This is a genomic window from Idiomarina baltica OS145 (assembly GCF_000152885.1).
In the GTDB taxonomy this organism is placed as follows: domain Bacteria; phylum Pseudomonadota; class Gammaproteobacteria; order Enterobacterales; family Alteromonadaceae; genus Idiomarina; species Idiomarina baltica.
The window spans coordinates 76,531-84,209 of record NZ_CH672409.1 but is presented as its reverse complement, the minus strand read 5'-3'; the positions used below and the strand labels follow the sequence as shown (position 1 = coordinate 84,209).

Annotated in this window: 11 protein-coding genes; 6 read left to right on the top strand and 5 right to left on the bottom strand. The window is 47.0% G+C overall.

Annotated features, from left to right (window positions below):
• The coding region (rpsI, locus tag OS145_RS11940) for a 30S ribosomal protein S9 (protein WP_006956793.1) at window positions 1-240 on the top strand (240 nt) is incomplete at its 5' end.
• A 9-nt stretch (window positions 241-249) separates the two neighbouring features.
• On the opposite strand, the gene OS145_RS13445 is transcribed toward rpsI, so the two are convergent.
• Complete coding sequence (locus OS145_RS13445; RefSeq protein ID WP_006956792.1) at window positions 250-402, bottom strand: hypothetical protein; 153 nt, start codon at window positions 400-402, stop codon at window positions 250-252.
• A gap of 90 nt (window positions 403-492) precedes the next feature.
• Between OS145_RS13445 and petA the strand changes: the two genes are divergently transcribed.
• The 5 genes from petA to OS145_RS11915 all read left to right on the top strand — a co-directional run bounded on the left by petA (window position 493) and on the right by OS145_RS11915 (window position 4,268).
• Entirely contained in the window at window positions 493-1,083 is a 591-nt protein-coding gene (gene petA / locus OS145_RS11935; protein WP_006956791.1) for a ubiquinol-cytochrome c reductase iron-sulfur subunit, read from the top strand.
• The gene (locus tag OS145_RS11930; RefSeq protein ID WP_006956790.1) at window positions 1,083-2,348 is read left to right on the top strand and encodes a cytochrome b; all 1,266 of its coding nucleotides are present in this window, start codon (window positions 1,083-1,085) and stop codon (window positions 2,346-2,348) included. The genes petA and OS145_RS11930 overlap by 1 nt, the downstream gene beginning before the upstream one ends.
• Window positions 2,348-3,082, top strand: coding sequence for a cytochrome c1 (locus OS145_RS11925; protein ID WP_006956789.1), 735 nt, complete (start codon window positions 2,348-2,350; stop codon window positions 3,080-3,082). The genes OS145_RS11930 and OS145_RS11925 overlap by 1 nt, the downstream gene beginning before the upstream one ends.
• A gap of 70 nt (window positions 3,083-3,152) precedes the next feature.
• Entirely contained in the window at window positions 3,153-3,776 is a 624-nt protein-coding gene (gene sspA / locus OS145_RS11920) for a stringent starvation protein SspA (protein WP_006956788.1), read from the top strand.
• Window positions 3,777-3,818: 42 nt separating this feature from the next.
• Window positions 3,819-4,268 carry a ClpXP protease specificity-enhancing factor gene (locus OS145_RS11915; RefSeq protein ID WP_083773281.1) on the top strand — a complete coding sequence of 150 codons (450 nt, stop codon included), beginning with the start codon at window positions 3,819-3,821 and terminating at the stop codon, window positions 4,266-4,268.
• Window positions 4,269-4,289: 21 nt separating this feature from the next.
• On the opposite strand, the gene dolP is transcribed toward OS145_RS11915, so the two are convergent.
• From dolP to OS145_RS11895, 4 genes are read right to left on the bottom strand one after another with little or no spacing between them, the layout of a single operon-like run.
• Window positions 4,290-4,874: a division/outer membrane stress-associated lipid-binding lipoprotein gene (gene dolP, locus OS145_RS11910; protein WP_006956786.1), complete on the bottom strand. Its 585-nt coding sequence runs from the start codon at window positions 4,872-4,874 to the stop codon at window positions 4,290-4,292.
• A 1-nt stretch (window position 4,875) separates the two neighbouring features.
• Window positions 4,876-5,424, bottom strand: coding sequence for an SIS domain-containing protein (locus OS145_RS11905; protein ID WP_006956785.1), 549 nt, complete (start codon window positions 5,422-5,424; stop codon window positions 4,876-4,878).
• Window position 5,425: 1 nt separating this feature from the next.
• Window positions 5,426-5,776 carry a YraN family protein gene (locus tag OS145_RS11900; protein ID WP_006956784.1) on the bottom strand — a complete coding sequence of 117 codons (351 nt, stop codon included), beginning with the start codon at window positions 5,774-5,776 and terminating at the stop codon, window positions 5,426-5,428.
• Window positions 5,776-7,620, bottom strand: coding sequence for a penicillin-binding protein activator (locus OS145_RS11895; RefSeq protein ID WP_006956783.1), 1,845 nt, complete (start codon window positions 7,618-7,620; stop codon window positions 5,776-5,778). The genes OS145_RS11900 and OS145_RS11895 overlap by 1 nt, the downstream gene beginning before the upstream one ends.
• Between the last annotated feature and the right edge of the window lie 59 nt (window positions 7,621-7,679).

Here is a 7,679-nt window from a genome sequence, read left to right as displayed (position 1 = left end):
CTTGAAGCAGTAGAAATGACTGAGAAGTTCGACCTTTACATCACCGTGAGCGGTGGTGGTACAACAGGTCAAGCGGGCGCAATCCGTCACGGTATTACCCGTGCACTGATGCAATATGACGAAGGCCTACGCTCTACCTTGCGTAAAGAAGGCTACGTTACGCGTGACGCTCGTCAAGTTGAACGTAAGAAAGTGGGCTTACACAAAGCGCGTAAGCGTCCACAGTTCTCAAAACGTTAAGTTTACGTTTTACGGAAAGCCCAGCATTTGCTGGGCTTTTTTATTTTTGCTAGCCAGTGAACCTCTGTTTACGAATGTAAACGCTTGTTGTGACAGCAACACGCGCCATACACCGCGAATCACTTGTAAAACATGTGGGTTTTCTTTATCATTTCTGAGCATTTTTTGTAATCCGTATAGGCGGATAACGCAGCAGCTAATTCCCGACTTCGCGGCCATGGATCGCGGAGCGTCCAACTGGAGAGTAAATGGATGAGCAATGCGCCTGTAGATAAAGGCCGCCGTCGTTTTTTGACGGTCGCGACCGGAGTCGTTGGTGGTGCCGGAGCGGTGGGTGTCGCCGTTCCTTTTATCGCATCATGGAATCCGAGCGCGAGGGCAAAGAACGCCGGGGCACCGGTCGAAGTTAACATCGCGAAAGCAGAACCGGGTCAAATGATTCGTGTTAAATGGCGAGGCAAGCCCGTATGGGTCGTTCGTCGTTCAACAGAAATGCTTGATGGCCTAAAAACCCATGAAGACCGTCTTCGAGACCCTAATTCTGAAGAGCCACAACAACCTTCATATGCCGCTAACGAATATCGTTCAATTAAAAAAGAATTTTTCGTTGCTGTTGGTATCTGTACTCACTTAGGTTGTTCTCCGAGCTACTTACCCAAAGAAATGGAAGAGCACGTAGAAGGTGTTGAGTCAGGATTCTTCTGTCCGTGTCACGGTTCGACCTATGATATCGCTGGACGTGTTTTCCAGGGTGTTCCGGCACCATTAAACTTGGTTGTGCCGCCACATTATTACGTTGACGACAACACGATCTTGGTCGGCGAAGATAAGGGGCAAGCATAATGGCTAATAAATTCGTTGAGTGGATCGATGCACGTATTCCAATGACTAAAACTTGGAATATCCACCTTGCACAGTATCCTGCTCCGAAAAACTTCAACTTCTGGTACCTATTTGGCGTCTTGGCGATGCTCGTATTGGTCAACCAAATACTCACCGGTGTTTGGTTAACCATGAACTATGTGCCAAGCTCAGAGGGTGCATTTGCGTCCGTTGAGTACATCATGCGTGACATCGATTACGGCTGGTTACTCCGATACATGCATTCAACCGGGGCATCCGCGTTTTTCATCGTTGTTTATCTCCATATGTTCCGCGGTATGCTTTATGGTTCGTACCAAAAGCCGCGTGAATTATTGTGGTTATTTGGCATGTTTATCTTCTTGGTACTCATGGCTGAAGCATTTATGGGCTATTTGTTACCTTGGGGGCAAATGTCATACTGGGGTGCGCAGGTAATTATCTCACTGTTTGGTGCGATTCCGGTGATTGGTGATGACTTGACGCTATGGATCCGTGGTGATTACGTGATTTCTGGCGCAACCTTGAACCGCTTCTTTGCGCTTCACGTGATTGCCTTGCCGTTAGTGCTGGTGATTCTTGTATTCTTGCATATCATCGCATTGCACGAGGTGGGCTCTAACAACCCCGATGGTGTGCCGATTAAGAAGCCCAAAGGCTCCGTTCCGGATGAAGAGAAGCCGAAATTCAAGTTCCACGAGCGTTTCACTAAGAAATACGACATTGTGGATGCGATTCCGTTCTACCCGTACTACATCGTAAAAGATTTGGTCGGAATCGGTATTTTCTTATTCCTGTTCTGTTATGTGATCTTCTTTATGCCAGAGATGGGCGGTTTCTTCCTTGAGCCACCGAACTTTGAACCGGCAAACCCATTGAAGACACCAGAACATATTGCGCCTGTTTGGTACTTCACACCGTTCTACGCAATTTTGCGTGCGGTCCCTGATAAATTATTTGGCGTAATCTTAATGTTTGCATCGATTGTGCTACTGGCTCTATTGCCATGGTTAGATCGCGGTCGCGTACGTTCTATTCGCTATCGCTCTATCTTGCACAAGTTGAACTTGGCAGTTTTCTCAGTCAGTTTCTTAGTCTTAGGTTACTTAGGAACTCAGCCAGCAACGCCAACTTCAACCATGTTTGCGCAGATATTTACGTTCTTATACTTCGCTTTCTTCGTCTTACTGTTTTTCTACAGTAAGCGTGAGAAGACCAAGCCGGTACCAGAAAGGGTGACGTCATAATGAAAAAATTACTAATCGCTCTTGTTACATTTATCCCGTCGCTCGTATTTGCGGCGGGACCGACTGTGCCGCTTGATGAAGCAAAAGTCGATTTGCACGACAAAGCGTCTTTACAACGTGGTGCACAGTTGTTCATGAACTACTGTTTGGGTTGTCACTCGCTTCAATATGCGCGTTACAACCGCATGTTCGAAGACCTGGGTATTCCTGAGGATGTCGGTCAGAAGAACTTGCAATTTACGGGTGAAAAAGAGGGTGACCTAATTACCAACAATATGTCTGAAGAAAAAGCGGGCGCATGGTTTGGTAATCCACCACCTGACTTGACCAACGTAGCGCGTGTGCGGGGTCCTGACTGGATTTACACGTACTTACGTTCGTTCTATCGCGATGATAGTCGTCCGTTTGGCGTGAATAACTCGGTTTTCCCTAACGTTGGGATGCCGCACGTTTTACAAGAGTTACAAGGCTTACCAGAAAAAACCTACGAAGAACGCCGTATCGATGGTGAGATGAAAAAGGTTTATGTCGGTTTGAAAACCGATGGAAAAGGCCGTTTGACTGAGAGTGAATATGACCAGGCAATGCTCGACCTTACGTCGTTCTTGGTCTATATGGGTGAACCAATGAAACTTGAACAACGCCGTATGGGTTGGTTCGTTTTTGGTTTCTTGTTGGTGTTCACCATTTTAGCTTGGTTGCTGAAGAAAGAGTTCTGGAAAGATCTTAAGTAAGCGGAACTCGAGCTCAGTAGAAAAGGGTGGCTTGCCACCCTTTTGCTGTTGAAATTATCTGGAGAAATACATGGCGGTTGCAGCAAATAAACGTTCAGTAATGACGTTATATTCCAGCAAGAACGATCTTAAGAGCCACCAAGTTCGCTTGGTATTAGCGGAGAAAGGTGTTGGCGTAGAAATCAGTTTTGTCAGCGGTGATGATCGCCCTGAAGACTTGATGCAGCTTAACCCTTATCCTGATGCGACACCCACTCTCGTGGACCGTGAGCTTGTTCTTTATAATGCTCACATTATTATGGAATATCTCGATGAGCGTTTTCCGCATCCACCATTGATGCCCGTTTATCCGGTCGCAAGAGGCACAAGCCGCTTGATGATGCATAGAATTGAACGCGATTGGTACGCCTTGGCAGACAAGATTATGGCCGGTGATAACCAAGCGCGCCAAGAGTTACGCGAGGGGCTGCTATCGTTAGCACCTATTTTTGCTGACACGCCTTATTTTATGAGCGAAGAGTTCAGTTTAGTCGACTGCTACTTAGCGCCGTTATTGTGGCGTTTACCAAGCTACGGTATCGAACTAACTGGACAAGGTGCGAAAGATGTAAAAGCTTATATGGGTCGTGTGTTTGAACGCAAGACGTTTCAAGAGTCACTGACTGATGTAGAGCGCGAAATAGCGCGTTTATAATTCTTTTAACCTTCAATTGGAGTGGTTATGGAATTAAGTGATATGACACCCAAGCGTCCCTACTTGATGCGGGCGCTTTATGACTGGATCGTCGATAATCAATTGACACCGCATTTGGTTGTTGACGCCACTATTGTCGGTACAAAGGTACCCCAGCAGTTTGTTCAAGACGGGCAAATTGTTCTCAATATTTCACCGACAGCGGTTGTGGGCCTTCAGTTAATGGATACTGAGGTTCGCTTTAATGCTCGTTTTGGCGGTCAACCGATGGAGGTCATCGTACCGATGACTGCTGCGCTCGCGATTTATGCTCGGGAAAACGGCGCAGGTGCAATGTTTGAAGCTGAACCGCAACTTGATGCAATGCCAGAACCTGACGAGTCGAATGACGAGCCACAAGCGTCTTTTGATACGGTAGAAGGGTCAAAGTCTGGGGAAGGTACAAGCAAAAGCACCAATAAGAAGAAACCCAACCTTAAAGTAATTAAGTAGTTTGAAGAGTGAGTAGAGCGCCTATCGCGCTCTACTAAATGCTTTTACGACTTTTTGCACACCGTCGATGTTTCGGGCAATGTCTACTGCTCTATCAGCCGCTGAGTCGTCGACAATACCGAGTAGAAAAACTTCACCATTTTCAGTTACGACCTGAATGTCAGTAGCATCCACTTGGTCATCAGCAATGAGCTTCATGCGCACACGGCTCGATATCCAAGTGTCGCTTGCTTGGGTTGCAATTCCGGCTTTGCTCGCTAAGCGAATCTGGTTAAATATGCGCTCTACACCATTGGTATCCGCAATCACCTCGGCAGCGCGCTCGCGTTGCGCTTCGGTATCGACCTGTCCCACCAGCAACACTTGCTTCCCATAGCTGATGGCTCGAATGCGATAGTTCTCGAGTTGTTTGTCGTTGCCGAGTTTTGCATTGGTTTTCATTTCGATCGCTTGATCGTCTAATTGAGTGCCTAGCGTGCGAGGATCAGTCGCCGATGATACCCCGACTGCCGCCGCACCCACTGCGACCACCGCGCATCCTTGCAATACCGAAATACTCAGACCGGCAACTAATAACAAACGAACAGCGTGTTTGTGAGGAATCATGTTAATCGTGCTCCTGAGGAAAAATTGTATTTTCGACCAGCTCGCTAATACATTGGCTAATCAATAATTGCTGTTCCAGTACCCGAGATTCATTGAGCGATGGAATCTGAAGCTCCAAATCACTTGCGCCTAATAGGCCGGAGACCATGTCATTTTGCTGACCTGTAATAGCAATCATGATCATGTTGCGACTAAGCGCTGTTTCCATCGTTTCAATTAGCGCAGAGTCGTCGCTCTCCCGTGTAGCGAAGACCAGCAGCAAATCGCCCGCTTGAGCTAAGGAAGCTACTTGTGCTTGCGCATAGTGATTAAGTGCAACCACCGGGAAGGCCGGGCGCTCGATTTTATAACCTATGTTCATTACTCGTGCAAAATGTTCCGCTAACATGTGGCTCGCGCCACTGCCGCACACAAATAAGCGCTGTCCTGCCAATAGGCTATTGACCAGTAAATCGACGCAGTCTTCAATATGCTCAGATAAGCTCTCAATGGCAGAAATCTGTGTTTGTATACTCTCGGTAAACAGCGCCTTGATGCGTTCTTCGTTCATTCTAAAAAGCGTCCTTATACCATTCAACCGTAACTTGGCTATCATTTATCGTAATAATATCAAAGCGCATCTTTGCAAGGTACTCATTTACTGTTTGCTCAACTAAAAAGTATTGAGCTGCTCGCCGAATACGTTGACATTGGCGTGTCGTTATTTGTTCCAGTATCGATGCAAAATCGCTATTTTGGCGGCGTTTGACTTCGACAAATACCCACGTATCGCTATCACGACAAATAATATCGATCTCACCACAGGGGACTCGAAAATTATGTTGCACGATCACGAGCCCCTGTTGTCGCAAGTATCGGCTTGCTTGAGACTCGCCTTCTAATCCACGTTTTCTTGTTGACATTAGGGCTTAATGAGCTTGACCTCTGATGGCGTTAATTTAGCCCAAGTCATCTGACGGTGAATATTATTTAAATGTATGGAAAGTCTACCGGTCATACCTGAAACGGACTTCCCACGCATCCATTGCAACGAATCAATTTGCTCTAATACCAACATACTGTCATGGCCCATAGCGACTAAACGAGCATCATTGAGGTCGGCGTTACGGTGAAGTTGTAACCAGGTGTTGATCGGGAATGGGCGTTGATTCGGTACAAGGATAGGTGCCTCGGTAAAGACGATACCTCGTAAGTCATTGTCACCTTGTTGATTGGCAACACGATGGATTGCTGAATTCGCAAAAACATCGGCGGGAGGGGCAAAGGGCGACAAATTCACGTCAATAAAAGGCTTTAATAGACGTGCTTGCTCAAGATTGCCTGCAATGTAAATTGCATCCACGTCACCGCGGCTACGCTCTTGCGCATCAACGATAATTTTACCGGCTGCTATCTTCACACCACGGATACGGTCGGCACTCGCAGCAACGCCAAGCGCATGTTCGACTGCTGATTGCATTTCCTCGGTACTCGTATACCAGCTTGGTTCAACTTCACGCTGATCAGCCGACCAGCTTTGCGTAAAGGCATTGACCATCTTGGTGCCGGCGCTACTCTTGGCAGCAAAGACAATGCTGTTTAGCTCCTTGGTATTAGCAATGTATTGTGCTGCTTGTGCCGCTTCAGTCTCGCTGTCGAGTGCGAAGGTGACGTGACCACTGGGTAGAATCGTATTGTCGGGAAGTTCGGGTTGATTAAGGTAGACTTGCGTGACACCGATCATCGGTTGTTGTATCCACGCATTGACATTTTTTTTGAGTAACGGACCCACAATTGCCTGAGGGTGTTCCGATAATAAACGGTTTTGAATCGCAGTTAAGTCTTGCGCTTCGGTATCATAAAAGCGTATGTGTATATCATTAAGCTTTGCGGCGGAAGCAATGATTCCATCACGCACGGCTTCGCCCTGAAGCCGATAGTTACCCGATAAAGGAAGCAATACCGCAATTTCTTTAACGCTTCTAAACTCATTATTTGCCAAAAAGTCACTCACAAATACATGCGCATAGTGCTGACTGTAGGCGTTAAGCCACTGTTCAAGTGAACGCTTAAAATCAGCAGCAGACGTTGCGCCATGAGTGCCTTCAATTAAACGCCACCATCCAGCCAAACTGGTGCGTGTTGGACGCTGTGCTGGCAGTTGCTCTGACGGTACCTGGCGAGCCACCGACCACAATGATTGGATATTCATATCACGGTCGGTTTGATATGCCTCATCTAAATAACTGAGCGCTTGCCAAAACTGCTGTAGCTGCTGGTGAGCGTCCGCGATTAATAATAATGCAGTCCGCTTTAGCTGACGATCGGTAAACTGATTAAGCATCGGTTTGAGTTGCTCTATGACAGATTGCCATTCACCGTTATGATGGTACCAACGTGCTAAAGCCAGTGCATACAAACGTTTATCAGACGGGCGCATGGTTTGGGTATCTAACTGAGACAGCAAGGCCGCGCTGCGTTGATAATCGCCTTGATTTTGATAAGCAAATGACGCCTCGACGAGCATCATTTGTTGACTTGCTGCATTTGTTTGTTGTCGAGCTCGCTCGAGCCATTGTTCAGCGGTTAATGAGTCGCTTTTATTTGCCGGGGTGATGACGGCTTGATCAGTCGATGAGCTGGGTGTTTGAGACGCACGTTTTGGTGACTGCGCGCAACTCGCGAGCACAGCAGTCAACAACGCAATAGTGATAAGTCTGACAGCATTCGCCAGCACTCGCTCTCTTGATTGGAATAATTCGTTCACTTTCACCGCCCAGCAAAATTATCACGTGTTTAAAGTTAAATGATACTATAAGTCGCTAC

Excerpts from the sequence above, each read along its gene's own strand:
- OS145_RS11900 (WP_006956784.1), bottom strand. The coding sequence starts at position 5,776 with ATGTCAACAAGAAAACGTGGATTAGAAGGCGAGTCTCAAGCAAGCCGA.
- OS145_RS13445 (WP_006956792.1), bottom strand. The coding sequence starts at position 402 with ATGCTCAGAAATGATAAAGAAAACCCACATGTTTTACAAGTGATTCGC.
- petA (WP_006956791.1), top strand. The coding sequence starts at position 493 with ATGAGCAATGCGCCTGTAGATAAAGGCCGCCGTCGTTTTTTGACGGTC.
- OS145_RS11930 (WP_006956790.1), top strand. The coding sequence starts at position 1,083 with ATGGCTAATAAATTCGTTGAGTGGATCGATGCACGTATTCCAATGACT.
- OS145_RS11915 (WP_083773281.1), top strand. The coding sequence starts at position 3,819 with ATGACACCCAAGCGTCCCTACTTGATGCGGGCGCTTTATGACTGGATC.
- OS145_RS11905 (WP_006956785.1), bottom strand. The coding sequence starts at position 5,424 with ATGAACGAAGAACGCATCAAGGCGCTGTTTACCGAGAGTATACAAACA.
- dolP (WP_006956786.1), bottom strand. The coding sequence starts at position 4,874 with ATGATTCCTCACAAACACGCTGTTCGTTTGTTATTAGTTGCCGGTCTG.
- OS145_RS11925 (WP_006956789.1), top strand. The coding sequence starts at position 2,348 with ATGAAAAAATTACTAATCGCTCTTGTTACATTTATCCCGTCGCTCGTA.
- sspA (WP_006956788.1), top strand. The coding sequence starts at position 3,153 with ATGGCGGTTGCAGCAAATAAACGTTCAGTAATGACGTTATATTCCAGC.